This window comes from Ditibartonella apihabitans (assembly GCF_002007485.1).
In the GTDB taxonomy this organism is placed as follows: Bacteria; Pseudomonadota; Alphaproteobacteria; order Rhizobiales; family Rhizobiaceae; genus Bartonella; species Bartonella apihabitans.
In genome coordinates, this window is the sequence record NZ_CP015820.1 from 2,433,112 (window position 1) to 2,458,027 (window position 24,916).

The window sequence follows — 24,916 nt, forward strand, 5'->3', positions numbered from 1 at the left end:
TTTACAATACCAACTGTCATGCCGAAAGCAAAGAGCCGGAATAGGGATTAACGCAATCGAACGCGGTTTCATAGTATTTTTTGATTTTTCTAAAACTGCTTGGCTATAAAACGGTTCAAAGCAGTTCAAGCAAAAATTTAATTTTGTAATTTTTCCGGATTTACCGATGTATCAACATGGGGAATGACCGACATACCGGGTATTAATCGATCAACATATTTCTGGTCAGGGTCGATCTCGATGCGAACCGGAATGCGCTGGGCAACTTTGGTGAAATTTCCGGTTGCGTTATCGGGCTTCAAAACAGCAAATTCCGAACCGGCCGCCGGCGAAAAGCGGGCAACATGCCCTTTGAGCTTATATCCGTCCAACGCATCGACAGAAAATACTACCGGTTGTCCGGCTTTCATATTGGCACATTGTGTTTCTTTATAATTGGCGACAATCCAGACATCATCGGGTACAACGGCAAGGAGTTGCGTTCCCGCTGTGACATATTGGCCGAGTTTGGCACCGACTTCACCGACACGCCCGTCGCGTGGGGAATAAATTTTGGTATGATCAAGATCTATTTTTGCAAGTTCAACCGCTGCTTCGGCACTTTCGACATCGGCCTTCAAGCCTTCCCGATCAACAAGAATTTTCTTTAACGCCTGTGTTCTGACTTCAAGTTCTGCACTTTTTTGATCGCGATCGGCACGGGCGGAATCTTCACTGCTTTGCGATGACACACCGCGTTGCGTCAATGGTTCAACACGTTTCCAGTTAAGCTCCGCCTTGGTGAAGGCAGCCTCTGCGGAGCGAATATCGGCTTTCGCTGATTCCTCCTGCTGGTAGGAACTCGCCAATGCGGCCTTTTTTGAATCGAGTGTAGCTACTGCCTGTTCCACCCTTTGCTTGAAAATGCGATCTTCTATTTCGATAAGAAGCTCACCTTCTTTGACGCGCTCGTAATCTTTGACCTTTACGCTCGAAATATTCCCCGCCACTTGCGGGCTGATCATCGTCACAAAGCCTTTAACATAAGCATTGTCTGTAGTTTCGATACTGCTGATAAAAGGAGGCAGTTGCCACGCCCATAATATCAATAATATCCCGCAAATACCGGCGATAATGGAAACAGCCGTTGCTTTTGAACGTAAAAACCTTATCATTCTCTTTCATCCGCATTTTAACGCCTGTTTTCAGGCTGTTTGTGTCGATAACTGGACTTGTTTGTCACGAAAATTTTTATATCCACGTAAAGCTATTCTGATGAGCAAGATCACCAGAACAATAAGAGCGATACATGAATAAAGGCGGAACACATCGTTATAAGCCAGAACATTGGCCTCGAGTGTCGACCTTTTTGCTAATGCTGCAAGACCCTCGCTATGTCGCAATACCGGATCGCTGATCACGTGGACGTAGGCCTCGGAGAGCTGATTGACATCATTTGCGACAATCGGATTACTCATAACAATTTGCTGGGTGAGGATATTTGAATGATATTTTTCAAATACAATTTGTAAACTGCCGAAAAACGCCGAGCTCATCAGTCCGCCCGTATTTTGTGTAAACAGAAAGACTGCAATAAAGCTCAGAATATAATTCGGCCCTCTGGCAATTGCGGTTGCGAGCCCCTTCGACATGGAAGGCGGTAAAAACAACGCATAGCCAACGCCAATCATTGATTGACTTAATATCATCTGATCGGGTCTTGTGAGATTGGTTGCATGACTATCTATGAAGGACCCGCCAGCAAGCAGGATAAGCGCAATGACGTGGAACAAATCCTCGCGGCCAGGCTTGAAAAATATAGCACATGAAAGGCCTCCGAGAACGGTACCAACAACCACGCCTGCATGCATAACTTCCATTTCACGGTTGAGCAGACCGAACAAATTAAAAAAATTGGATGCTAAAGTTGCCTGCTCCGACAGCAAAATTCTGAACATCATAAGAACGATTGCGATATGAAGCATTTCTTTGCTGAATAGCCAGCGCAAGTCAATTAACGGATTTTTCCGGTTCAGTTCTATGACTGACGCGGCCATAAGGCAGAAAACAGCTATAGCGAGCCACCACCCCATCCACGATACCTCACGCCACCAATATAATCGACCAACCGGCATAATTGCTGCGTTAATTCCAAGACCAACAGCGATAAGACCGTAGCTCACATAGTCCAACTTCTCGATAACTTTTGCCCGTTTGATCGGCGTTAAAGGCAAATAGAAAATGCAAGCAAAGCCAATGAGTGCAAGCCCCATTTCCAAAGCAAACAAGGCGTGAAAGCCGGCATGATCAATCAACGCAGGCGAAACCAGCCTTGATAAAGGAACAGCAAGAGCAATGTTCATCAAGTTGAGACTTAAGCCCACCGTGCGCTTTTTGGCTGGTGCGAATGCTTCAATCATATAGAAAAAAGCAAGTGACGACATGGGAGCCGCCGCAATACCTGCGAAAAACCGGATAATAATTGCCGATTGCAAGCTTGTGACAAACAAATGCAATATACATGTCAATAAAAAGCCGATAATCGACAATTCGGCAAAAAGTCTCAAACCATATTGGTTTCTTATCTTGATAAGAAAAATAGACAGGCTGACATTGGGCGCCATATAAGCACCAATAAGCCATGTTGTTTCTTCAACAGTTGCATGGAAAAAACCTGTGAGTTGGGTAATATTGGATTGAACCATATTAGCCCCGAGGCCATAAACCCACTGTAAAAGACTGGCGGCAAAAATATAAAGCAGACAGCGATGGATGGGACCGGCAAATATTTTGCCGGGATTGGGAAAAGGTGGTTCCCGTTCATCATCGGGCAGTGGAAGAACGCCTGCGCTCATGAGCGGCCTTCTCTTTCAACCGCATCGGCAATATGCTCAAGAACACCCATAGCGTTTGTGATATTTTTGCCGTCAATGCCGGACATCACCTCGTGACTGAGATGTGCGGCATAAGTTTCTATTTCCTCGACTATTTTTTTCCCCTCCGGCGTTAAAGTAACGCGCTTGGCACGCCGGTCATCTTCTGCAACATTTCGTATAACCAGACCCTGTTCTTCCAATGCATCAATAAGCCGAACCAAAGTTGCATGTTCAATGCCTAATTCTTCAGCCAAATTTTTCTGGAAAAAATCATCCTGATCTTTCAGGGCCGACAAGGTGAGTGCGCGGGCCAAGGTCAAACCGTGCTGGCGAATGCGCGCGTCCAGCAAATTTCGCAGTTTACGGCTAACCTTGAATAACAAATCGATAAACAGCACTGATTGAGTGGCGTTTTTCATGAACTCGTCCAGAGGATTTATGTAGTATGCTAATAATTATGATGCGACATATATAAGGCTAAAATGCCATTCGCAATTCACTTCCTTATTGCTCACAAAGGGTTGAACCGGTTTTGAAAAGCGGATTGCAACCGCAATTCACATGAAACGCAACTGTTCTCATTTATCGGCTATGGATTTTTATTCGTTCGATGCCGAAAACCGGCTTTCTTTATTCAAGCACTGATTGTGGCACTTGTTGGTCAATAATGGAAAACGAAAAGATAAATAATCTTACGCCGTTTTTGTCACATAATAAGCTGCTGTTTTCACAATCCGGATTAAGGTGCTCTGCCTTTCCCTAATATTGGCGGAGCGAATGAACAATCGTTAGCGGAAGTCAACAGCATCGATAACTGGAATTATAAATCACGCGTTCTCGCGATTCAGACGGCAGCGCGTTTTGAAATGGCATTTCGTCAATTCGTTAATGAAGTTCGGCTTGAATTATCGGTCGGAGGGCAACGCACAATTTACGGTTTTTGCTTATTCCAATATGCAATCAACAATCTTAAGCGGCATTCAAAAATTCCGATAAAAACCTTATTGCTCCGGTTCAAGATTGGCTTCCGCTTGGAAACTGCAAAATTATTTTCGAAGTGAATTTTATTTAAGCAAAATGAGCAGGCAGTTGTCGATAAGCCGAGCTGCTTGCGATTTTTCAAGGCACTTCCTGCTTTTCCGGCAAGTCCCCTCGCCGAACTCAACTGGATTTGCGCTTGTTTTTAAGTCAAAAACCGGTGATGTTTTGGCTTTCCAATAACAGTTTGTGTCACAATCGCAATTTGTCGATTGACGGTTTTCTTTGTCTCCATTGGTATTGCGCTTCCACCCTTAAAAAGAACCAAGAAGGTCTTGAAAGCCGAGGAGTAGTGCCAAACAAAAACAGAATTTTTCCGGCGAGATAGGCGGCTGTCATTGGGGAGACATCGCAAAAAGCAAGATAGGTTTGGAAATAGAATTTGATTCCGGAAATATTATCTGCTCACCAAAATCGTGAGCTTTTTATGCGCAAGGGAGCGTGATCAGTAAATGCCGAAGACAGGAAAACGCCAATTTGCAAATAGTGGCGTTTGATCAAAACGTCGAAATGACGTTTTGTATAGATGTCAATTGATGAAGAAAATCTTCCGCCTTATTGCGTGCTTCATCATTCTCGGCGCCTTCAAAGACTTCACGTGCTTCACTAATACGGCGTTCCAGATCGCTTTCATCGAATTTTTCAACGGAAACGGCTGATTCAGCTAATAAAGAACAACCGTGACGATTAATATCGGCGAAGCCGCCATAAACAACAAATGACATTTGACCGGTTGCCGATTTTACTGTGATAATTCCGGGAGTAACCGCGGTCATAACAGGAGAGTGATCAGGAAGAATGGTCATATAGCCTTCACTTCCCGGCAAGACAACTTCAGTTGCTTTTTCCGAAAGTAGCAATTGTTCTGGAGAAACCAGCTCAAATAAAAATGATTTAGCCATATCTTTCGTCACCTTACCCTAAAGACAATCAGTAAAATCCACAAAAGTCCAAAAAAGACCTGAAGATTTCAAACTCTTTGCAGTGCAAAAATAGATTTTTCCCCAATGGGCAAGCCACTGCAAATGGCTCTGTCGCCACTATAAAAGGCGACAGAACCCTTTTAATTACGAGACTTGTTCAGCAAGACGCTGTGCTTTTTCAACAGCTTCCTCGATCGAGCCTACCATATAGAAGGCAGATTCTGGCAAATAGTCGTATTCACCGGCGCAAAGACCTTTAAAGCCTTTGATCGTATCTTCAAGAGCAACCAATTTTCCCGGAGAACCCGTGAAAACTTCCGCAACATGGAAAGGCTGCGACAAGAAACGTTCGATCTTGCGGGCACGAGCAACAACAAGTTTATCTTCTTCCGAAAGCTCGTCCATACCGAGAATGGCGATGATATCCTGCAACGATTTATAGCGTTGAAGAATTGTTTGAACCTGACGGGCAACACTATAGTGTTCTTCGCCAACAACAAGCGGATCAAGCATACGCGAGGAAGAATCAAGCGGATCCACAGCCGGATAAATACCCTTTTCAGCAATGGAACGCGACAAAACAGTCGTTGCATCAAGGTGGGCAAACGATGTTGCCGGAGCCGGGTCGGTCAAGTCATCGGCAGGAACGTAAATTGCCTGAACGGACGTGATAGACCCTTTGTTGGTGGTTGTAATACGTTCCTGCAAAGCACCCATATCGGTGGCCAAAGTCGGCTGATAGCCCACAGCCGAAGGAATACGACCGAGCAGAGCCGAAACTTCCGAACCGGCCTGGGTAAAGCGGAAAATATTATCTACGAAAAACAGAACATCCTGACCGTCATCACGGAAGCTTTCAGCAACCGTAAGACCCGATAGTGCAACACGGGCGCGTGCACCCGGTGATTCGTTCATCTGTCCATAAACCAGAGCACATTTTGAACCTTTTGCAGAACCGTTATGTTCTTTCGGATCAACATTCACGTGGCTTTCGATCATTTCGTGATAAAGGTCATTACCTTCACGGGTACGTTCACCAACGCCGGCAAAAACCGAATAGCCACCATGCGCCTTGGCGATGTTGTTGATGAGCTCCATAATCAGAACTGTTTTACCAACACCGGCACCGCCGAACAAACCGACCTTGCCGCCTTTGGAATATGGCGCAAGCAGGTCAACCACTTTGATGCCGGTAACCAGAATTTCCGATTCTGTCGATTGATCGACATAGGCCGGAGCAGGCTGGTGGATCGCACGAATCTTGTCGGATTTTATTGGCCCGACTTCATCAACAGGTTCGCCGATAACATTCATGATACGACCAAGCGTTGCTTCGCCAACGGGAACCGAAATAGGAGCGCCGGTATCGACAACTTCCTGACCGCGAACCAAACCGTCGGTCGTATCCATCGCAATTGTGCGAACTGTATTCTCGCCAAGGTGCTGTGCAACTTCAAGAACCAGCCTATGGCCAAGATTTTCGGTTTCCAAAGCATTCAAAATTTTTGGCAGATGTCCGTCAAATTGCACATCGACAACAGCACCGATAATCTGTGTTATATGGCCTAAAACGCCTTTAGTCTTATCAAGCTTGTAATTACCTTTGGTTTCGGTAACAGATACCGATGCTTTCTTGGCCTTGCCAGATTGCTCTTGAGCTTCCGCTTTGACTGAAGCTTTAGAAGCTGCCGGTTTGGCAGCAGCTTTTGCTGTTACTTTCTTTTCCGCAGCCTTTGTGGTTGCCGTCTTTGGGGTCGCCGCTTTTGCCATCGATCCTTACCTTCCATATTAGAGCGCTTCTGCGCCCGCAATAATTTCAATCAGTTCTGTCGTGATCTGAGCCTGACGTTGACGGTTATAAGTGACCGACAGTTTATTGATCATCTCACCCGCATTACGCGTTGCATTATCCATTGCACTCATCTTGGCACCCATTTCTCCGGCACCATTTTCCAGTAGCGCCCGAAAAACTTGTACGCCAATATTGCGCGGGATAAGTGTATTCAGGATTGTTGCGGCGTCAGGTTCATACGAATAAACGGCAGGAACAACTGCTTTCTCCTGTATATCTTCGTTCTCATCTTCTTTCGGAGCGGGGATAAGTTGCAGGGAAGTCGGTTGCTGATTGATGACTGACACGAAGTCGGAATAAAACAATGTGCAGACATCAAATTCGTCTTTTTTGAACAATTCAATTATTTTATCCGCAATGTTTTTAGCATGCGAATAATTGAGGTGCTTGGCTTCTCTCAGGCTGACATGGTCGATGATATATTGACCGAAATCGCGATGCAAAATATCGAAGCCTTTTTTCCCTACAGTGAGTATTTTTATCTTTTTTCCCTGAACTTGCAGTGCCTTGATATGCTCGATTGCATGGCGGGCAATTTGCGAATTGAAACCGCCACACAGTCCACGCTCTGCTGTACAGACCACGAGAAGATGCACATCATCTTTCCCGTTGCCGACCATCAATTTCGGTGCATCTTCTGCACCGATATGAGAAGCCAGATCGGTAAGCACCGCGGCCATACGTTGCGCATACGGACGCGCTGCTTCTGCTGCCTCTTCTGCACGACGCAGCTTTGCCGCAGCGACCATTTGCATCGCACGGGTTATTTTCTGCGTCGCCTTAACCGAGGCGATACGATCTCTAAGATCTTTTAGCGAAGCCATTAAACCGTCCCATCATAAGATCAAGAAAAGTTCTTGGAATAAGTCTGGAGAACTGTCGTCAACTTGTTCTTCAGCTCATCAGTCAACTTCTGTTCGTTGCGGATACCATCAAGAATATCCGTATGGTCGGTGCGCATCAATGCCAGAAATCCTTGTTCGAATTTGCTAACCTGATTAACAGCAATCTTGTCGAGATAACCATTTACACCGGCAAAGATAACAACAACCTGTTCCTCTGTCTTCAACGGCGAAAATTGTGGCTGTTTCAGCAGTTCGGTCAACCGCGCACCGCGATTAAGCAAACGCTGGGTCGATGCATCAAGATCAGAGCCGAATTGGGCAAAAGCGGCCATTTCACGATATTGGGCAAGTTCACCCTTGATCGAACCGGCTACCTGCTTCATTGCTTTAATTTGCGCAGCAGAACCAACACGGGAAACCGATAGACCAACGTTCACTGCCGGACGGATACCTTGATAGAACAAGTTCGTTTCAAGGAAAATCTGACCATCGGTAATCGAAATCACATTGGTCGGAATATAGGCTGATACGTCATTTGCCTGCGTTTCAATAACAGGAAGCGCTGTCAGCGAACCGGCACCATGAGCATCATTCATCTTGGCTGCGCGTTCAAGCAAACGGGAGTGCAAGTAAAAAACGTCGCCAGGATAAGCTTCACGCCCCGGCGGGCGACGCAGCAACAAAGACATCTGGCGATAAGCCACAGCCTGTTTTGACAAATCGTCGTAACCAATCAAAGCATGCTTGCCGTTATCACGGAAATATTCACCAATCGCACAACCGGCAAATGGCGCAATAAATTGCATCGGAGCCGGTTCGGAAGCAGTCGCCGCAACAATGATCGAATATTCCAGTGCGCCACGTTCTTCCAGTGCTTTCACAAAACGTGCAACAGTCGAACGTTTCTGACCCACAGCAACATAGACACAATAAAGTTTATCTTTTTCGATATTCTTGTCATGTGCCGGCTTCTGGTTAAGAAATGTATCAAGCAAAATTGCCGTTTTACCTGTTTGACGGTCGCCAATCACCAACTCGCGCTGGCCACGCCCGATCGGAATAAGTGCATCAATCGCCTTAAGACCGGTCGACATCGGCTCATGAACCGATTTACGCGGGATGATTCCTGGAGCCTTGACGTCAACACGACGACGTTCTTTGGCATTGATCGGACCTTTACCGTCAATCGGGTTTCCCAAAGCGTCCACAACGCGTCCAAGAAGCTCCGGACCAACAGGAACATCAACGATAGTTTTCGTGCGCTTGACCGTATCACCTTCACAAATGTCACGATCCGAACCGAAAATAACAACACCGACATTATCACTTTCGAGGTTAAGCGCCATACCACGTATGCCACCGGGAAACTCGACCATTTCACCGGCCTGAACATTATCCAAGCCATAAACACGGGCGATACCGTCACCCACAGACAGAACCTGACCAACTTCGGAAACTTCGGCTTCTTTACCGAAATTTTCGATTTGACTTTTCAGGATTTTAGATATTTCCGACGGTTTAATATCCATCAGCCGACCTCTTTCAGTGCAAGCTTAAGCGAAAACAATTTCGATGACAGTGACGTATCAATCTGACGCGAACCGAGTCGGACGATAAGACCACCCAATATATCCGGATTAACGGTTTTATGCAGGTTCACATCTTTACCTGCCACGGTTTTTAATGTTGCTTTCAACTCTTTTTCCTGAGCTGAAGTCAATTCCTGTGCCGAAACAACTTCTGCCGAAATTTCGCCGCGGAAGTTGGCAGCCAGATTATGGAAAGCAGAAACAATGGCCGGCAACACAAAAAGCCGTCTATTGGATGCGACGACACATAAAAAATTGGCAACATAACGACTGGTGGCGTTTTTATCCATGCCGGCTTCTTTACAAAGAGAAGCAACCGCCTTTTCCTGTTCAACCGATGAAAAAACCGGACTGAAGACCAGACGTTTTAAATCACTATTTGATTCGATCAATGAAAGGCATGAAGATAGTTCTTTTTCTACAGCATCGACACATTTGGCTTCTCGTGCGAGATCAAAAAGTGATGCAGCATAACGCTCGGCTACTGCAGATGTTAGCGAAGACGACTTTGACACTCTATCCTGTCTTTCCCCTTAGCAGAGAGTTGACCTTAATAACTGCCAACTCGATAATGCCAGATAACTTTTCCCGTTGTCGGTATGTGACCGCTATTCAAATATTAAAAGTTGATAGGCATCTAGCATACACAATTGAGACTCGCAACACCGCAACAGGCTGCTTTTTAAAACTATGCCTTATTTTTTTTAATATTTAAGCTACAAAACCGAAAGCATAAACAAAACTCGCTATTGCAAACACTATTTCGATCAATAGCGCAATGACATTAAAGCCAGAAAAGCTTTTGTCAATTATAAATGAGACAAGCCGTCCGACAATGCAGAAAAATACCGCCAAAAATAGCGCAACCGCTAAAAAAGGTTGTGCAAACAATAAATAGCCAATTCCCAAGCCGAGCGGCAGCCCGCCCATATTGCCGCGCACCGCAGCAAGGAGTGAAGCTGATTCTTGTTGCGGATAAGTCCAGAACATCCGCATCGCAATTTTCGGCCAGATTAAATAGAACAGACCTACCAGAACAAAACCCCACGCTACGAACCATGCAAGCCACTCTCCGCAACTTTGGGGAAAGTAAAGTTCAATCATCGTTACCTACCTTCAAATCCTCTCAAGGCCGAATTTTCTAACCATTTAAGCAATAAGTTCTATATGCACGCTTTTTTAAAAAAAGAAACGGGTAGCAATATTATTGTGCCGGACCCGAAAGAAAATTTTCTTCTCCGGTCGGATCTTTCAGGCAATTGTCCTGCAATATTTTTTCAATGTCCTGAGGTACCGATTTGATCTTTGCTGTATTTGTTTCCTTGAATGTATCAAAGGCTGATGAGGCTACCGTGTCACCTGTCTCGATCAATGCTTTATCCAACAAAGCATCATTATTTTCCATACGCACCTCGACAACTTCAGCAGAAAGATCGAGAGCGCGTGCCGTTTCTATCATATCGCGACGCTGGCTTAAGGTAGTTATCATGCGTGTCGCCACCGGCCCCGGTTCAACCTTTCCGTTAATACTCAATCCTTTTTCGAGTTGATAAACTTCCTTCAGAATATGATCATATTGCTGGACAATATTCATATAGACCCATTGTCTGGCTTTGGATGAAGGTTTTTTACATGATTTCATCATGCTGTTTGCCGGTTCGTCAATCATTGGCATAAATACTTTGTCCGATTCTTTGAGCATACTATAAGCAAAGACAAAAACGGTAACATCGGCACTTTTCTTATTATTCTGGCTATCGTGCCCGATGACATCAGAAACAGATTGGGAAAAAACCGGAATTATTGAAAACAGTAACGTCGACAATATCAATAAAAAACGCATCATTCCAAACCTCTGAAACGATTGATCTATGCCAAACAGACCACCTGCCACATTGTTACTGTTTGTCCCGTTCAGCGAGAAGCACGGACATTAAATGAAACTTTGCGGATCAATGTCAACCTGCACCCGTATTGTACCACGAATTTTGGGCCCCCGTGCAATCATTGCACGAATAAAAGATTGCATATCGGCACGACGGCTTCCCTGTAGAAGCAGTCTGAACCGATATCGTCCGCGCACCAATGCCAATGGCGCTTCGGCCGGTCCCAATACCGATATTTCATTTGCCGATGGCGCTGCCTGACGCAAAGCGCGCGCATGTGCTTCGGCGTCACTGCGGCTTTCAGATGAAACAATAAGCGCTGCGAGACGCCCGAAAGGCGGGAGATTGTGGCGTGCCCGCTCGTCAATTTCTCTTTTATAAAATGCTTCGCTGTCGCCCGAGACAATTGCCTGCATGACCGGATGTTCCGGCTGATAAGTCTGTATCAACCCCAAGCTTTTCAATCCGGTTCGACCAGCACGACCGGTAACCTGAGACAACAACTGGAATGTGCGTTCTGCCGCGCGCGGGTCCCCATTGGAAAGTCCCAGATCCGCATCAACCACACCGACGAGTGAAATACCCGGAAAATGGTGGCCTTTGGCAACCAGTTGTGTTCCGATGACAATATCGACCTCGCCTTTTGAAATGGCTTCAAGCTCCAGCCTTAATCTTTTGACACCCCCTATCAGGTCGGTCGACAATACAAGAATGCGCGCTTCCGGAAACAGCTTCAATGTTTCCTCGGCTATCCTTTCGACACCCGGCCCACAGGCAACGAGATGATCAAGTGTTCCGCATTCCGGACAAGCTTCGGGGATCGGTTCGTGATAGCCACAATGATGGCACATAAGTTGCCCGCGAAAGCGGTGTTCAACGAGCCAGCTCGAACAATTCGGGCATTGGAAACGGTGACCGCAAACGCGGCATAAAGTCAACGGTGCATAGCCGCGACGATTGAGAAATATGAGCGCCTGTTCTTTGCGATCAAGCGCCTCGCGCATGGCAAGTTCAAGTGGCGGTGACAAAAACCGCCCTGAGGGAGGGGCATTCTTGCGCATGTCGATAGCGCGCAAATCCGGCAGTGCGGCCTTTCTGAAACGCGATGGAAGATGAACCGCCTGATAGCGTCCCTGAAGAGCATTGACCTTGCTTTCTACCGATGGGGTGGCAGAAGATAAAATGACCGGAAAACCGCCGAAAGAGCCACGCGCCACAGCCATATCACGCGCATTATAAAAGACACGGTCTTCCTGTTTATAGGCTGTATCATGTTCTTCGTCGACGATAATCAGTCCGAGATTTTCGAAAGGTAGAAAAAGTGCGGAACGTGCACCGGCAACGGCTCTTATCCGCCCTTCAATGACCTGCCGCCAGACCCGTTCACGTTGTTTGGGGGTGAGATCGGAATGCCATTCGGCAGGCGGCGCACCGAAACGGCTTTCAAATCGATCGAGAAATTGCTGCGTTAATGCTATTTCCGGCAAAAGAATCAAAATCTGTTTGCCTTTTTCAAGCGCCTGCGCAACAGCTTCAAAATAGACTTCTGTTTTGCCTGACCCCGTAACACCGTCAAGCAGCAAGACTTTAAAACAATCCCCGTCGACGGCCTCTATCAGCTTATCGGCGGCAAGTTTTTGCGCTTTTTCAAGTGTCGGGCTTGAATAGTCGGGATCAGGGAGCGCCACAACCGGAGGGGGCGGCATTTCGATTTCCTCGAATATACCGGAATTTTTCAATCCTTCGACAACGCTTGTCGATGTTCCGGCGGCATGGGCAAGCCCCGATTTTGTCCAGGCGAGGCCATTTTGCGCAAGCTCGAGAACGCGTATTCGTGCAGCAGTCATTTTCTCGACTTTGCCACCACAATAGCGCAATCCGGCAATTGCCGGTTCCGGATCAAATGCCGCAGGAACGCGCAAAGCCATACGTGCAACCATTCCCGGCGGTGAAAGAGTATAGTCGGAAACAAAATGGATAAAACGCATCATATCGGCCGGCAGTTGCGGACAATCGAACACTTCGGAAATCGGCCGCAATTTTTTAGCTGCCACTTTGCTATCGCTATTTGCCTCATTGGTAACGAGACCGGCCACTTCTCTTGGCCCCAAAGGCACGCGCACAATCGAACCGACTTTGACATTCATATCGTCCGGCACAGAATAGCTATACGCCGTCTCTGCCGGCATCGGTACCAACACTGAAACGGTTTTTGGTGTGTCTGATTCGTTTTTTATCATCGTTCGTATCATGTTGGACTTGCTTTTGCATAAAACAATGGACCATAACAGCAAAATCATAGCAATTGCCAATTGCCGGATCGGGCCAGAAAACTTGGAGTCTAAATATGAAATTTTTTGTTGATACTGCCATTATTGAAGAAATTTCGGAGCTCAATAATCTAGGACTTGTTGATGGTGTTACGACCAATCCTTCACTGATCTTGAAATCCGGACGGGATATCATCGAAGTAACAAAAGAGATTTGCGCCCTGATAGACGGCCCTGTATCAGCAGAAGTCACCGCAGCAGACTTCGACGGAATGATGAAACAAGCCCAGATCTTGGCAAAAATTGCCGATAATATCTGTATCAAACTTCCTATGACATTTGACGGATTGAAGGCTTGTAAAGCACTTTCTTCGAAGGGCTTGAATACCAATATGACCTTATGTTTCTCGGCCAATCAGGCATTACTTGCAGCCAAAGCCGGTGCAACCTATGTTTCTCCTTTTATCGGACGGCTTGATGATCTCGGATTGAACGGGATGGATCTTATTGGTGAAATCCGGACAATTTTCGACAATTACGACTTTAAAACCCAAATCCTTGCCGCATCTATCCGCACAGTAAACCATGTCAAGGAAGCTGCACTTATTGGTGCCGATGTCGCGACAATCCCGCCTGCCGTTTTGAAATTGTTGATAAAACATCCTCTCACCGACAAAGGTCTGGATGTATTCATGAAAGATTGGGCAAAGACCGGACAAACTATTGGCTAAAAAAATAACAGCCCTAATTGGAAAGCAGCAGTTCATGATTTGAAGACGAGCGGGTAATATAGCAAGAACAGCATTAGCCATTTTTTGCCATGGCTTTGCTGTTTTAAAACGACCAAAGGCTTGAAAGAAAGTCATTCTGACAGAGGGGGTTAAAGAGTGCTAGTTATTTGGGAAGCTGTAAAATCGGCATTTTCAAATATGACAGTTTTCGACGGACGGGCAAATCGAAAAGAATTCAGCCTGTTTTTGTTATTTGACGTTTTCGCTTTTACTGTTTTGTTTCTTATCGCTTTTTTTGACACTAACAGTATTTTTAGTCAAATCCTCAACTTTCCCATAACCGCTCTTGGTATTTTTTTGTATATCCCGAGCGTCTCGCTCATCATCCGCCGGTTTCACGACGTAGAATGGCATGGCTTATGGCTGATTTTTCCATTCATAGGGATAATTTTTCTTTTACCACTTATAATTTTATGGCTGGTTTTTTCAATTTTTTATCATTTAACCGGCCTGTTCGGTCTCGTTATATGGATATTTTTGGTCGGATTATTGCCGATACAACTTTTCCATTTGAAAACCGGAGAGCCGATGTTTTACCTGCTTTTGGGTGTACCGGCCGCAATCTATATTCTTTTCGCTCTGATACTTTGCCCGATGAGAAGCCAAAAAGGCCAAAACAAATATGGCGAACCAAGTTTAAATCTATATTCCGAACAATATTTCTTCGATAAAGCGCATAACCACTCACCAGATAATGAGCCCCCATCGGAACAAGAGAAATAGTATCGCACCAAATCTTGCCACGACGGGATTTGAATAAATAATTGGTAGAACCGTCATAAAATTAAACGTCGGTCAGGCGGTCAAATCGTCTGACCAAAACGAATCATTTCAATTTCGACATATCCTGAGCCAAAGACAGGAAGATCTGCTCGGCCAATTCTTCTGCGGCACGTTTCTTGGCATCCTCTTCAGCTTGCAAGTTTGCATATTCCTGACGAGGACGGTCAAACGAAGCGCTGACAGTCCGTGTGCGTTTGGCAATCGGTTTATTTTTCATATCTTTCAAAACATAAGCCGAACGACCATCAACAGCACCGGCAGATGCACGGCCCGTACGATCGGTCGAATCGCCTATATCCATCTGGACTGCAGTCCGGATGCTGTAGCTTGTGCCAAGCGATAGTTGATAGGTTGGATCAGAAGGCTCTCCTGCACCACCATTCAACAAGAAAATCAATCGGTTACGAACCAACTGGTTAAACCGGTCGGTTGGCTCGTCAATAATAACGCCAGACAATTTCGAACGGATGGACGGTGAAACATTCAGTTGCGCCGTCCCGTTCGAGTCTCCATGATAGAGAGGTTGAACAGTGCAGGCCGATATGGCGAGCGTTGTCCCCAATAGTACAGCAGTTGTTATGGGTCTGATGCTATTCAGAATATGGTCAGGCAACAACATTGACGATCCTCTGTGGAACTACGATAATTTTCTTCGGCTTCTTGCCTGCCAGATTTGATTGCACAAAATCGAGGGCAAGAACAGCCTTTTCGATAGTAGATTGATCCGCATTGCGTGCAATTGTCAAATCACCACGCTTTTTCCCGTTAATCTGGATAGGGATAGTAATCTCGTTATCCACAATTAAAGCAGGATCATAATGTGGCCAAGACATTTGGGCAACCAGATTTGTCTCTCCCAAAGCTGCATGACATTCTTCCGCCAGATGTGGAGTCATTGGCGATATCATGACGATAAAGAAATCCAATGCCTGTCTCAAAGCAGCCTTCATTTCGTCGTCGGCTTGTTCCAGATTTTGCAATTCCGGAGCGAGCTTGTTAACAAGTTCATAAAGGCGCGCCACAGCGCGGTTGAAAGCAAGCTTTTCAATATCATCTGCCACTTTCGCAAGTGTGCGGTGAGCCGCTTTGGAAATATCGAGCGCTGCACCCTTTGTTCCGGCTTGCGGTTTGACATGTGCCAATATTTCGGCACTTGACGAAATCAACCGCCAGACGCGTTGCACAAAACGGTGGGCACCTTCCGCACCCGCTTCGGTCCAGATAACATCACGTTCGGGCGGTGAATCGGAAAGCATGAAAAGCCGTGCGGTATCAGCGCCATAGGAAGAAATAATATCATCAGGGTCGACGACATTTTTCTTCGACTTCGACATTTTTTCGATCGAACCGATTTCTACCGGACTGCCATCGGAAAGGAGTGTCGCGCGACGCACACCATCCTTTTCTTCTATCCGGATATCGGCAGGGGCCACCCAACCTTCCTTGTTATGATAGGTTTCGTGAACCACCATACCTTGTGTGAAAAGGCCTTTGAACGGCTCGTCAACATTAACGTGGCCGGTCAATTTCATTGCCCGCATGAAAAAGCGCGAATACAACAAATGCAAAATCGCGTGTTCGATACCACCAATATATTGGTCGACCGGCAACCATTTCCTGATCGCGTCCTTGTTGGTCGGCTCATTTTCCCAAGGGGCAGTAAAGCGGGCATAATACCACGAGGAATCGACAAAGGTATCCATCGTATCGGTTTCCCGCCGTGCGGGTTTGCCACAACGCGGGCATTTGACAAATTTCCATGTCGGGTGGCGGTCAAGCGGATTGCCGGGCTTGTCGAATGTAACATCATCGGGCAATTTTACCGGTAAATCGGCGCGTGGAACCGGCACATCCCCGCAATCATCACAATGGATAATCGGGATCGGACAACCCCAATAGCGTTGCCGAGAGATACCCCAGTCGCGCAGACGGAATTGAACTTTGCGCTCGGCTTGCGGGCGACCGTTCAACATCTGGCCGGACAAGTGTTTGAGAACTTCTTCAAATGCGGCTTTCGGCTTTAAGCCGTCCAGAAAACCGGAATTGATCATAATACCGTCTTCGGTGTGGGCTTCTTCGGTCACAACAAAACTGTCGGGATCCGCACCTTCGGGCAAAACAACCGGACGCACCGGCAATTCATATTTATTGGCAAAATCAAGATCGCGTTGATCGTGGGCAGGACAGCCGAAAACTGCACCCGTGCCATATTCCATCAAAACGAAATTGGCGACATAAACAGGTATTTCCCATTTATCATCGAATGGATGGACGACTTTCAAGCCGGTGTCGAAGCCTTTTTTCTCGGCTGTTTCAATCTCGGCTGTCGACGTTCCCTTGCGGTGACATTCGTCGATAAAATCTTTCAGTTTTGCATTCTTTTCGGCAAGTTTGCGGGCAACCGGATGATCGGCAGCAATAGCGATAAAGGAAGCACCGAATATCGTATCGGGGCGGGTTGAAAAACACTCGATTTCACTGAAACCGTCTATCGGTGTTTCCTTGGCGATTTCCCAGCGCAAAAGCGCACCTTCGGACTTGCCAATCCAGTTGCGTTGCATAACGCGCACTTTTTCCGGCCATTCATCAAGGCCGTTCAAACCATCCAGAAGTTCCTGACTGAATTTGGTGATTTTGAAAAACCACTGCGTAAGCTCCCGCTGTTCAACGAGCGCACCGGAACGCCAGCCGCGCCCGTCAATGACTTGCTCGTTGGCAAGCACTGTATGATCGACCGGATCCCAATTGACCTTGGATGTTTTACGATCAACCAGCCCTTTTTCATACATATCGAGAAAAAGCATCTGCTGGCGATGATAATATTCAACATCGCAGGTTGCAAATTCGCGCGACCAATCAAGAGAAAGCCCCATGGACTTCAGCTGCTTTTTCATGGAAGCGATATTCTGGTAAGTCCAGTCTTTCGGGTGAACTTTGTGTTGCATAGCGGCATTTTCTGCCGGCATACCGAAAGCATCCCACCCCATCGGGTGCAAAACATTGAATCCACGGGCGCGTTTATAACGGGCAACCACATCCCCCATCGCATAATTGCGCACATGCCCCATGTGAATGCGTCCCGAAGGATAGGGAAACATTTCCAACACATAATATTTCTCGCGCGGGTCATTATTATCGGTTTTAAAAACTTCTTTTTCACCCCAGATTGACTGCCATTTCTGTTCAGTCGCGCGTGGATTGTAGCGTTCGGTTGCCATTACAATTATACTCTTGCAAAATGTGGTCAAAAAACTCAATACGTGCTTCACCACGGATTAAGGAAAGCGTCAACCATTTCTATGCGCTTTTATTCATTAAAATTGATGAAGAAGGGAAAATGACTATGGATGCGGTTATTGCACAATGGCAAAAAGTCAAAGAGAATATCGTCAAAGCGTGCAATGATGCAAAACGTAGAGCTGATGACGTTCAGCTTATCGCTGTGTCGAAAACTTTTGGAGTTGAAGATATTCACCCGCTTCTTGAAGCAGGACAACGAGTTTTCGGTGAAAACCGTGTTCAGGAAGCTGAAAGCAAATGGCCGCAATTGCGCGAAGAATTTCCTGATCTCAAGCTCCATCTCATCGGGCCATTGCAATCAAATAAAACAAAAGAAGCAGTCCAGCTTTTTGACGTAATCGAAACGGTTGACAGAGAAAAAATTGCAAAATTTCTTCAAGAAGAAATGTTAAAACAAAATCGCAAGCTCGCCTGCTACGTGCAAGTCAATATCGGAGAAGAGCCACAAAAAGCCGGCATAGCGCCGAACGAGGCAGTCGGGTTTGTCAAACATTGCCAAAACGACCATCATCTCGATATTGTCGGCTTGATGTGTATTCCGCCAGTCGGTGAAAATCCCGGTCCCTATTTTGCTCTTCTTGCAAAATTGGCTAAAGAGGCGGAAGTGAAAAAACTGTCAATGGGAATGTCGGCGGACTATGAAACAGCCGTTGCCTTCGGTGCCACGAGTGTGCGCGTCGGTTCGGCAATATTCGGTCATCGTCCGCCGGTTACTCACCAATAATCAGCTATCCATGCCAATTCCGCCGGCCGCGCCAAAGACCTGGCCTGAACAATAGCTTGCTTCTTCTGATGCCAGCAAAACATAAAGGGGGGAAATTTCAACCGGCTGGCCTGCACGCTTCAAAGGTGTTTCGGAACCGAATTGCGGCATGGCTTTCATGAGCTGGCCACCGGCGGGTTGCAATGGTGTCCAGAAGGGACCCGGGGCAACGGCATTAACACGAATGCCTTTCGGAGCGAGTTGCTTTGCCAGCGATTTGGCAAACGCAACATTGGCAGCCTTGGTTTGTGAATAGTCAAACAAGGTTGCAGACGGGTCAAATGCCTGTACCGAAGACGTGATAATGATGGAACCACCCGCAGGAATGTGTGGCAATGCAGCTTTTGTGACACGGAAAGGTGCATAAATGTTGGTTTTCATCGTCTGGTCAAAAGATTCGTCTGTGAGATCGGCAAGAGCTTCCACCGCCTGTTGACGGCCGGCATTATTCACTAGAATATCAAGTCCGCCCAGTTTTTTGACTGCTTCCTCGACCAATTTTTCGCAAAAATGCCGATCGGTCAAATCACCGGGAATAGCAAATCCTTTGCGCCCTGCCTGTTCGATGAGCTTGATAACCTCTTGCGCGTCGGACTCTTCTTCCTTCAGATAATTGATTGCAACATCGGCACCTTCACGTGCAAAAGCGATTGCCACTGCCCGCCCGATGCCGCTGTCACCGCCGGTAATCAAGGCTTTTCTGCCTAAAAGTTTACCGGAACCTTTGTAGCTTTTTTCTCCGTGATCTGCCTTTGGCGTCAACTTTGATGCAAGTCCCGGAGCTTGTTGTTTTTCTGTCGAATAGGGAGGCTGCGGATAAGCATCTACCGGATTTTTCAACGAAGCTGTTTGCGCCGCCATCCGGTGACCTGACTTCTTTGACGTCACATCAGCTCCATTTTTCAACGCTTCTTCACGCGAGACTATCAGCTTTTCGTCCAACATAGCATTTTCCTTTCAAATACCGGACACAACACGAAGTGGTATCACTTCGCTATTTTAACTACTGCTCGCTGTTTTAAAATCGATGCCTCGCTGGCCTTTTTCAGTAAAAAAGAAACAAAAATTGACAATTTATAATTATTTTACTTCGGTTTTTTCTAGTCATTCACGATAAGTTTTTTAAAAAATTATTTTAAGACTTCCAAGAAACCGATGATACCATTTAATGTAAATATCAAATATCCATCACAAATGGATATTTTATAAAGAACGTGTTGCGTGAGGAGAATAGCAACACAAAAAGGAGGAGAAGATGACGGATAAAGTCTATCCTGTATCTAATAATATCAAGAAAAATGCCTTGATTGATCGTGAAACATATCTTCAATGGTATGATGAAAGTATCAAGGATCCGGATGCATTCTGGTCGAAACATGGCCGGCGCATTGACTGGTTCAAACCGTTTACAAAAGTTAAAAATACCAGCTTTCGAGGCCGTGTATCCATAAAATGGTATGAAGACGGCATCACAAATGTAACCTATAATTGCATCGACAGACATTTGAAAAGTCGCGGTGACCAGGTTGCGATGATATGGGAAGGTGACAACCCCTATATTGATAAAAAAGTCACCTATAAGGAACTTTACGAAAACGTCTGCCGGTTTGCCAATATCCTAAAAAAACGGGGCGTCAAAAAAGGCGATCGGGTTACCATTTATCTTCCCATGATTCTGGAAGCCGCTTATGCAATGCTTGCCTGTGCACGTATCGGCGCAGTCCATTCAGTCGTATTTGCAGGCTTTTCACCGGAAGCACTTGCAGGGCGTATTGTCGACTGCGAATCGACCTTTATCATTACAGCCGACCAAGGTGTACGTGGCGGCAAGCCCATCCCTTTGAAAGAAAATGTCGATCATGCAATTGACATTGCCGCACGCCAATATGTTCTGGTCAATCAGGTGATGGTTGTGCGTAGAACCGGCGGCAAAATCGGCTGGGCCCCCGGCCGTGACTTCTGGTATCATGAAGAAATGGCCAATGCAAAAACCGAATGCCCGCCAGCGCGCATGAAAGCCGAAGACCCGCTTTTTATTCTTTATACGTCAGGTTCTACGGGTAAACCGAAAGGCGTCCTTCATACAACCGGCGGCTATCTTGTTTATGCTTCCATGACGCATGAATATGTATTCGATTATCATGTAGGCGACGTTTATTGGTGTACCGCCGATGTCGGCTGGGTGACCGGACATTCCTATCTGGTTTACGGGCCATTATGTAATGGCGCGACAACGCTTATGTTTGAAGGTGTCCCGAACTTCCCCGATCAGGCGCGCTTTTGGGAAGTTGTCGACAAGCATAAGGTCAATATTCTTTATACCGCACCAACAGCTATTCGTGCATTAATGGGAGCCGGTGACGAATATGTCGAACGCTCGAAACGGACATCATTACGTATTCTTGGTTCGGTTGGCGAGCCGATCAATCCGGAAGCATGGAACTGGTTTTATCATAAAGTCGGTGATGATCGCTGCCCGATTGTCGACACATGGTGGCAGACCGAAACCGGTGGCCATATGATCACCCCGCTACCCGGTGCAACCGATCTGAAACCCGGTTCGGCAACACTTCCTTTCTTCGGCATCAAGCCCGAGCTTGTCGACACTGAAGGAGAAGTCCTCGAAGGTGAAAATGATGGAAACTTATGCATTACCGACTCGTGGCCGGGGCAAATGCGCACAATTTATGGCGATCATAACCGTTTTGTAGAAACCTATTTTTCGACCTATAAGGGCAAATATTTTACCGGTGATGGCTGTCGTCGTGATCATGACGGATATTACTGGATTACCGGCCGCGTCGATGACGTCTTGAATGTTTCAGGCCATCGTCTTGGCACGGCAGAAGTTGAATCGGCCCTCGTCTCCGATCATAATGTTTCCGAAGCTGCGGTTGTAGGTTACCCGCATCCGATCAAGGGACAGGGTATCTATTGTTATGTGACATTGATGGAAGGTATCGAACCGACAGAAGAATTGCGTCAACATCTTATCAAACATGTCAGAAACGAGATTGGACCGATTGCCACACCCGACAAGATCCAGTTTGCTCCGAGTCTGCCAAAAACACGTTCGGGCAAAATCATGCGGCGAATTTTGCGTAAAATTGCCGAAGACGAATTTGAAAATCTGGGCGATATATCGACACTTGCAGAACCGCAGGTTGTTGAAGACCTGATTGCTAACCGTTTGAACAAACGTTAAGCACCAAAATAATATCGGCGGAATATTCCGCCGATATTGCTGCGACCTATTGTCGAATTCCTGTTAGCCTGAATTTTTTAGTAATTCGAATGTCTTCGTTATAGGTGCATCTGCCAATATTTACGGGTATCCGCCAATATTTGGCGCAAACTTTACGCTCTGCCTTAAAAATACATAATCTTGCCAGCACATACTTCACCAAGAAGAAGCGACGAGTGAAATTAACTGGAGCGTTCACTTCGTTAGTCAAAATATACAATCCGACAGGCTTCACTTGGGTCAATATGAAAAACAGCGAGCGTGCTTCATTGATTTAAAAATTGAGCTTACAATTCTTATGAAAAATTCCTTAAGGGCTATAGACATCTCTAATAAAGAACGGATTTTAAGGAACGCATTCGAACGTTAGAATTCGGCTTTCAATGCTCTGTCCACTAAAAGAGCGATGAGAGCAATATAGTCTAGAATGATTGTTGCTGCGCTGATGCTGGCGTCCGTTTTCTTCAAGACTGATTTCGATATGACAAGCGCAATTGCATATTCTTTTTATTTATTTCAGCTATTTCAGCTAGAGTTGAACAATTGGCTTAACCCCACGGTGCAATCAAGCAATTTGCGCCACGCAACCTGTTATTCAAAAATTCCAACCTGTTATTTTAAAAATTCAATGAGCTGTTTTTTCGTTTTCGGTCAAAAGAAGGGCAGCGTCATCAGCAATACGTTGTTCTTCGTCCGTCGGAATTATGAACGCGGCAATAGGACTATTAAGCGTTGTCAGCCGTGATTGATTGGCATTATTGGCTTCATAGTCAATCTCGATGCCCATCCATCGCAATTGTTCCAATACAGCCTCGCGAATTTCCGGTTGGTGTTCACCGATGCCGGCCGTGAAAATGATGGTATCAAGCCCTTCCAGAGTGACTGCCAAACGCGCGATTTCCTGCGCAATACGAAGAGTAAAAACATCAAGAGCCTGTTTTGCCTGTTCCAATTTGGATGCCACCAGATCACGACAATCGGCGCTGATGCCAGACATACCAAGGAGGCCGCTCGAATGATAAAGCATATATTCCATGTCACTGACACTATGGCGCTTGTTGCGCAACAGATGGATGAGAACTCCCGCATCAAGTGACCCGCAACGCGTTGCCATAGGCACACCGTCAAGTGTGGTAAAGCTCATGGTTGTTTCAGCACTCTGCTGATCTTTCAATGCGCAGAGACTGGCACCACTGCCAAGGTGGGCCACAACGACATTCTTTATACGAACATCTTTCGGCAATTTTGGTAATTGTTCCGAAATATAGTGGTAGGAAAGTCCATGGAACCCGTATTTTTTGATACCGCGGTTGTGCAGAATTCGGGGAATGGCGAAACGTCTCACTCTATCGCTCTGGCCCTGATGAAAAGCTGTGTCAAAAGAGGCTGTTTGCATGAGTGACGGATAAAGTTTTTTGACCAGATAAATCAATCGGAGATTGGCCGGTTGATGGAGTGGTGCAAGCGGTATAAGCGATTCCATATAATCCAATGTTTTATCATTGACGATACACGCATTTCTGAAGATATCTGCGCCGTGTACTATTCTATGACCAACCGCTTTGATTTCTCCGATATCCATTCGCTCAACAAGCCAGCCAAACACTTGCTTGAGCATTTCTTTATCATCGGCTTTTTCTGGGAGCGGTGCAGCCGCTATCTGCTCGCCGGTTTGTTCAATCCGGAAAGAAAAACAATTACGCCTGAGATCAATCGAACCTTTTCCAAGACGCTCTGCGCGGGAGCCCTTTATTTCATAAAGTCCGACCTTTAATGATGAAGAGCCGGAATTGAACGTTACAATCCGGTTATGCATGATGCGCCTTCTCCAGTTTGAACCGCCGCTCGACCATGATTTTTGCGAGTGCTGCGGAGGCAAGACGCACTGACACTTTATCCGATCGGCTGGTGAGAATAATCGGCACACGCGCACCGAGAACCAGTCCGGCAGCACCGGCATCGGCAAAATACATCAATTGCTTGGCAAGCATATTGCCTGCTTCAAGATCCGGCACCAGAAGAATATCGGCTTTTCCTGCGACCGGTGAAACAATACCCTTTATTTCGGCCGCCTTCAAATTGATCGCATTATCAAAAGCCAACGGTCCATCCACAACAGCACCGGTAATTTGCCCGCGCATCGACATGACAGTCAAAGCTGCTGCATCAAGGGTGGCCGGCATTTTCGAATTAACGGTTTCTACCGCCGCAAGCACCGCAACAAGCGGTTTTTCACGCCCCAGAATGCGCATAAGATCAACCGCGTTTTGAACAATATCGCGCTTGTCATCAAGATCCGGACGGATATTGATTGCCGCATCAGTAATGAAAAGCGGCTTTGAATAGGCCGGAATATCCATTGCATAAACGTGGCTGATGCGTCGTTCTGTTCGCAACCCCGATTGTGCGTTGACCACAGCTCCCAGAAGCTCGTCGGTATGGAGCGACCCTTTCATTAACGCCTGAACTTTTCCACTTGCTGCCATTTCGACCGCTTTCTGGGCAGCCGCATGGCTATGTTCTGTCGGTATGATTTCGAGATCATCTATTTTGACGCCTGCTTCTTTTGCAGCTTTCCTGATTTTTAATTCCGGCCCGACCAGAACCGGTTGCAAAAATTTTTCTTGCCAGGCTTCAATAGCCGCCACCATGGCTTCTTTTGAACAGGGGTGGACAATTGCCGTTTTGATGGGAGGAAGATCGCGCGCTTGTTCGAGATAAGCATCATAACGTCCGTGTTTTTTTGCTGCCATCGTCATTTCCTTCCAACAACAATT

The 24,916-nt window shown here is 46.4% G+C and carries 20 protein-coding genes; 4 read left to right on the forward strand and 16 right to left on the reverse strand.

Annotated elements, in window-relative coordinates; all coding sequences use genetic code 11:
- Positions 1-137: 137 nt before the first annotated feature.
- The 11 genes from BBC0178_RS10855 to BBC0178_RS10910 form a co-directional block, all read right to left on the reverse strand.
- Positions 138-1,154: an HlyD family secretion protein gene (locus BBC0178_RS10855; RefSeq protein ID WP_077973098.1), complete on the reverse strand. Its 1,017-nt coding sequence runs from the start codon at positions 1,152-1,154 to the stop codon at positions 138-140.
- Between the two features lie 30 nt (positions 1,155-1,184).
- Positions 1,185-2,834: an MFS transporter gene (locus BBC0178_RS10860; RefSeq protein WP_078040169.1), complete on the reverse strand. Its 1,650-nt coding sequence runs from the start codon at positions 2,832-2,834 to the stop codon at positions 1,185-1,187.
- The gene (locus tag BBC0178_RS10865; RefSeq protein ID WP_078040170.1) at positions 2,831-3,274 is read right to left on the reverse strand and encodes a MarR family winged helix-turn-helix transcriptional regulator; all 444 of its coding nucleotides are present in this window, start codon (positions 3,272-3,274) and stop codon (positions 2,831-2,833) included. The genes BBC0178_RS10860 and BBC0178_RS10865 overlap by 4 nt, the downstream gene beginning before the upstream one ends.
- 1,116 nt (positions 3,275-4,390) lie before the next feature.
- Complete coding sequence (locus tag BBC0178_RS10875; RefSeq protein WP_078040172.1) at positions 4,391-4,795, reverse strand: F0F1 ATP synthase subunit epsilon; 405 nt, start codon at positions 4,793-4,795, stop codon at positions 4,391-4,393.
- A 165-nt stretch (positions 4,796-4,960) separates the two neighbouring features.
- Positions 4,961-6,586, reverse strand: a complete 1,626-nt coding sequence (atpD, locus tag BBC0178_RS10880; RefSeq protein WP_078040173.1) for a F0F1 ATP synthase subunit beta — start codon at positions 6,584-6,586, stop codon at positions 4,961-4,963.
- 18 nt (positions 6,587-6,604) lie between these two features.
- Complete coding sequence (locus BBC0178_RS10885) at positions 6,605-7,492, reverse strand: F0F1 ATP synthase subunit gamma (RefSeq protein WP_077973105.1); 888 nt, start codon at positions 7,490-7,492, stop codon at positions 6,605-6,607.
- A gap of 20 nt (positions 7,493-7,512) precedes the next feature.
- Positions 7,513-9,042: a F0F1 ATP synthase subunit alpha gene (gene atpA / locus BBC0178_RS10890; RefSeq protein WP_078040174.1), complete on the reverse strand. Its 1,530-nt coding sequence runs from the start codon at positions 9,040-9,042 to the stop codon at positions 7,513-7,515.
- On the reverse strand, positions 9,042-9,617 hold the full coding sequence (locus tag BBC0178_RS10895; RefSeq protein ID WP_078040175.1) for a F0F1 ATP synthase subunit delta: 576 nt from the start codon (positions 9,615-9,617) through the stop codon (positions 9,042-9,044). The genes atpA and BBC0178_RS10895 overlap by 1 nt, the downstream gene beginning before the upstream one ends.
- A gap of 196 nt (positions 9,618-9,813) precedes the next feature.
- Entirely contained in the window at positions 9,814-10,206 is a 393-nt protein-coding gene (locus BBC0178_RS10900; protein WP_077973108.1) for an AGROH133_08824 family phage infection protein, read from the reverse strand.
- A gap of 100 nt (positions 10,207-10,306) precedes the next feature.
- Positions 10,307-10,948, reverse strand: a complete 642-nt coding sequence (locus tag BBC0178_RS10905; RefSeq protein ID WP_078040176.1) for a hypothetical protein — start codon at positions 10,946-10,948, stop codon at positions 10,307-10,309.
- 87 nt (positions 10,949-11,035) lie between these two features.
- Positions 11,036-13,228: a primosomal protein N' gene (locus BBC0178_RS10910; protein WP_078040177.1), complete on the reverse strand. Its 2,193-nt coding sequence runs from the start codon at positions 13,226-13,228 to the stop codon at positions 11,036-11,038.
- A 107-nt stretch (positions 13,229-13,335) separates the two neighbouring features.
- Here BBC0178_RS10910 and fsa point away from each other — a divergent pair, with 107 nt between their 5' ends.
- Both fsa and BBC0178_RS12360 read left to right on the forward strand, forming a co-directional pair.
- The gene (fsa, locus tag BBC0178_RS10915) at positions 13,336-13,989 is read left to right on the forward strand and encodes a fructose-6-phosphate aldolase (protein WP_078040178.1); all 654 of its coding nucleotides are present in this window, start codon (positions 13,336-13,338) and stop codon (positions 13,987-13,989) included.
- A 198-nt stretch (positions 13,990-14,187) separates the two neighbouring features.
- Complete coding sequence (locus BBC0178_RS12360) at positions 14,188-14,772, forward strand: DUF805 domain-containing protein (protein WP_077973117.1); 585 nt, start codon at positions 14,188-14,190, stop codon at positions 14,770-14,772.
- A 103-nt stretch (positions 14,773-14,875) separates the two neighbouring features.
- Here BBC0178_RS12360 and lptE read toward each other — a convergent pair whose 3' ends face one another.
- Both lptE and leuS read right to left on the reverse strand, forming a co-directional pair.
- Complete coding sequence (gene lptE, locus BBC0178_RS10925) at positions 14,876-15,451, reverse strand: LPS assembly lipoprotein LptE (protein WP_078040179.1); 576 nt, start codon at positions 15,449-15,451, stop codon at positions 14,876-14,878.
- A complete protein-coding gene (gene leuS, locus BBC0178_RS10930) occupies positions 15,438-18,050 on the reverse strand; it encodes a leucine--tRNA ligase (protein ID WP_077973121.1) in 2,613 nt (870 codons plus the stop codon). The genes lptE and leuS overlap by 14 nt, the downstream gene beginning before the upstream one ends.
- 125 nt (positions 18,051-18,175) lie before the next feature.
- On the opposite strand from leuS, the gene BBC0178_RS10935 reads away from it, so the two are divergent.
- Positions 18,176-18,856 carry a YggS family pyridoxal phosphate-dependent enzyme gene (locus BBC0178_RS10935; protein ID WP_078040467.1) on the forward strand — a complete coding sequence of 227 codons (681 nt, stop codon included), beginning with the start codon at positions 18,176-18,178 and terminating at the stop codon, positions 18,854-18,856.
- On the opposite strand, the gene BBC0178_RS10940 is transcribed toward BBC0178_RS10935, so the two are convergent.
- Positions 18,857-19,840, reverse strand: a complete 984-nt coding sequence (locus BBC0178_RS10940; protein WP_077973123.1) for an SDR family oxidoreductase — start codon at positions 19,838-19,840, stop codon at positions 18,857-18,859. It lies immediately after the preceding gene.
- 310 nt (positions 19,841-20,150) lie between these two features.
- Here BBC0178_RS10940 and acs point away from each other — a divergent pair, with 310 nt between their 5' ends.
- Positions 20,151-22,100, forward strand: coding sequence for an acetate--CoA ligase (gene acs / locus BBC0178_RS10945; RefSeq protein ID WP_078040180.1), 1,950 nt, complete (start codon positions 20,151-20,153; stop codon positions 22,098-22,100).
- A gap of 664 nt (positions 22,101-22,764) precedes the next feature.
- Here acs and BBC0178_RS10950 read toward each other — a convergent pair.
- Together BBC0178_RS10950 and BBC0178_RS10955 are read right to left on the reverse strand one after the other, a co-directional pair.
- Positions 22,765-23,955, reverse strand: coding sequence for an acetate/propionate family kinase (locus BBC0178_RS10950; RefSeq protein WP_077973127.1), 1,191 nt, complete (start codon positions 23,953-23,955; stop codon positions 22,765-22,767).
- On the reverse strand, positions 23,948-24,892 hold the full coding sequence (locus tag BBC0178_RS10955) for a bifunctional enoyl-CoA hydratase/phosphate acetyltransferase (protein WP_335340927.1): 945 nt from the start codon (positions 24,890-24,892) through the stop codon (positions 23,948-23,950). The genes BBC0178_RS10950 and BBC0178_RS10955 overlap by 8 nt, the downstream gene beginning before the upstream one ends.
- Positions 24,893-24,916 lie beyond the last annotated feature (24 nt).

Coding starts and splice junctions, on each gene's coding strand:
- BBC0178_RS10855 (WP_077973098.1), bottom strand. CDS start 1,154: ATGATAAGGTTTTTACGTTCAAAAGCAACGGCTGTTTCCATTATCGCC.
- BBC0178_RS10860 (WP_078040169.1), bottom strand. CDS start 2,834: ATGAGCGCAGGCGTTCTTCCACTGCCCGATGATGAACGGGAACCACCT.
- BBC0178_RS10865 (WP_078040170.1), bottom strand. CDS start 3,274: ATGAAAAACGCCACTCAATCAGTGCTGTTTATCGATTTGTTATTCAAG.
- BBC0178_RS10875 (WP_078040172.1), bottom strand. CDS start 4,795: ATGGCTAAATCATTTTTATTTGAGCTGGTTTCTCCAGAACAATTGCTA.
- atpD (WP_078040173.1), bottom strand. CDS start 6,586: ATGGCAAAAGCGGCGACCCCAAAGACGGCAACCACAAAGGCTGCGGAA.
- BBC0178_RS10885 (WP_077973105.1), bottom strand. CDS start 7,492: ATGGCTTCGCTAAAAGATCTTAGAGATCGTATCGCCTCGGTTAAGGCG.
- atpA (WP_078040174.1), bottom strand. CDS start 9,042: ATGGATATTAAACCGTCGGAAATATCTAAAATCCTGAAAAGTCAAATC.
- BBC0178_RS10900 (WP_077973108.1), bottom strand. CDS start 10,206: ATGATTGAACTTTACTTTCCCCAAAGTTGCGGAGAGTGGCTTGCATGG.
- BBC0178_RS10905 (WP_078040176.1), bottom strand. CDS start 10,948: ATGATGCGTTTTTTATTGATATTGTCGACGTTACTGTTTTCAATAATT.
- BBC0178_RS10910 (WP_078040177.1), bottom strand. CDS start 13,228: ATGATAAAAAACGAATCAGACACACCAAAAACCGTTTCAGTGTTGGTA.
- fsa (WP_078040178.1), top strand. CDS start 13,336: ATGAAATTTTTTGTTGATACTGCCATTATTGAAGAAATTTCGGAGCTC.
- BBC0178_RS12360 (WP_077973117.1), top strand. CDS start 14,188: ATGACAGTTTTCGACGGACGGGCAAATCGAAAAGAATTCAGCCTGTTT.
- lptE (WP_078040179.1), bottom strand. CDS start 15,451: ATGTTGTTGCCTGACCATATTCTGAATAGCATCAGACCCATAACAACT.
- leuS (WP_077973121.1), bottom strand. CDS start 18,050: ATGGCAACCGAACGCTACAATCCACGCGCGACTGAACAGAAATGGCAG.
- BBC0178_RS10935 (WP_078040467.1), top strand. CDS start 18,176: ATGGATGCGGTTATTGCACAATGGCAAAAAGTCAAAGAGAATATCGTC.
- BBC0178_RS10940 (WP_077973123.1), bottom strand. CDS start 19,840: ATGTTGGACGAAAAGCTGATAGTCTCGCGTGAAGAAGCGTTGAAAAAT.
- acs (WP_078040180.1), top strand. CDS start 20,151: ATGACGGATAAAGTCTATCCTGTATCTAATAATATCAAGAAAAATGCC.
- BBC0178_RS10950 (WP_077973127.1), bottom strand. CDS start 23,955: ATGCATAACCGGATTGTAACGTTCAATTCCGGCTCTTCATCATTAAAG.
- BBC0178_RS10955 (WP_335340927.1), bottom strand. CDS start 24,892: ATGGCAGCAAAAAAACACGGACGTTATGATGCTTATCTCGAACAAGCG.